Annotated in this window: 1 protein-coding gene; it reads right to left on the bottom strand. The window is 79.5% G+C overall.

Annotation, left to right across the window (positions count from 1 at the left end):
* Positions 1–1,506 (bottom strand): sensor histidine kinase (locus tag ABD317_RS36810; RefSeq protein WP_344296405.1); only part of this gene is annotated, 1,506 nt, incomplete at both ends.

The following is a 1,506-nucleotide window of genomic DNA, read 5'->3' on the forward strand; positions in this document are numbered from 1 at the left end:
GCGCTCGGCGGGCCGTCGTCGGGCGGCGCCGGGCGCTGCGGCCCGAGCCGTACGGCCCCGGCGCCGGGCCCGTCCGGGCCCCTGCTCGGCCGTACCGGACCGCCGCCGTCGGGTACCGGTGCCGGGCCGTGCGCGCCGTCGCACCCGCCGTCCCGTACGGGGGCCAGGCCATGCGCACCCCGTCGTGCCGGGGCGTGCACGCCCACGCCGGGGTCCCGTACGCCCTCACCGGCCACGCCCGGCCTCCGACCCGGCCCCGGCTCGCCGCCCCCGGCTGAAGCGTCCGCCGCTCCGGCGCCACCTCCGCGTCCAGCCGCAGCGCCACCCACAGCACCGCCGCCCACCGCGACGCCGCCCGCAACAGCGCCACCCAACGCACCGCCACCCGCGGCACCGCCCGCGCTGACCGCGCCGTCCCCGCCCCCCACCGCGCCCGCGGACAGCCGCGCCGGCAGCCGGACCTCCGCGTCCAGTCCCCGCTCCCGCCGCCGCAGCTCCACGCGCACCCCGTGCCGCGCCGCCAGCCGGGCGACCACGTACAGCCCCAGACCCAGCGACTCCCCCGGCGCGGGCCCCGGGTCGGCCTCGGCGAGCCGGGCGTTGAGGGCGTCGAGCCGCCCGGGCGGGCTGATGCCGATGCCCTCGTCCCGTACGACCAGCAGCAGGTCGCCGGTCCCCAGCAGCCGCCCGGTCAGCAGCACCTCGGACTCCGGCGGGGAGCAGGAGGTGGCGTTCTCCAGCAGCTCGGCGAGCAGGTGGCTGACGTCGGCGGAGGCGAAGCCCGTGACGTGCAGCTGCGGCACGTCCGGGGAGAGCACCACCCGCTGGTACGACTCGATCTCGCCGACGGCGGCGCGCAGCACGTCGATCAGCGGGACGTGCGCGCGGCGCGTGCCCCGGTGGTCGGCGCCGGCGAGCACGAGCTGGTTCTCGCTGTGCCGGCGCATACAGGCGGCCAGGTGGTCGAGCCGGAAGAGGGTGTCCAGCGTGCCGGGTTCCTGCTCGTGCGCCTCCAACTCGTCGATGAACGACAGCTGGCGCTCGACCAGGCCGAGCGTGCGGCGCGACAGCCCGACGAACGTCCCCTGCACGCCGGCCTGCAGCCCGCCGATGCGCTCGGCGAGCGCCGCGCGCTCGCGCAGCAGCGAGTCGCGCTCGGCGACGTGGTGCTCCCTGGCCGCGGCCAGCTCCCCGCGCACGGCGGCGAGTTCGGCCCGGGCACCCGCCGCGGCCCCGGTACGGTCCGCGCCGCCGCCGCCGTCACCGTCGACGGCGCCTTCGCCACCTTCGCCGCCTTCGTCGGCGCCGAGGGGGTCGCGGGCGGCGTAGACGACGACGCCCACGGCCAGCAGCGCGCACAACGCCAGCAGCACGCCGTGCAGTTGCAGCGCGCTCGCCGCCTGCGCCCGCCGCTCCGGGTCCGCGGCGTGGCCCGCACGGACCGCGCCGACCAGGCCGGGCGCGCCCGCCGCGAGCACCACGGCGCCGACGACGATGCACGCCGCC

It is taken from the genome of Streptomyces synnematoformans, assembly GCF_039531005.1.
GTDB lineage: Bacteria > Actinomycetota > Actinomycetes > Streptomycetales > Streptomycetaceae > Streptomyces > Streptomyces synnematoformans.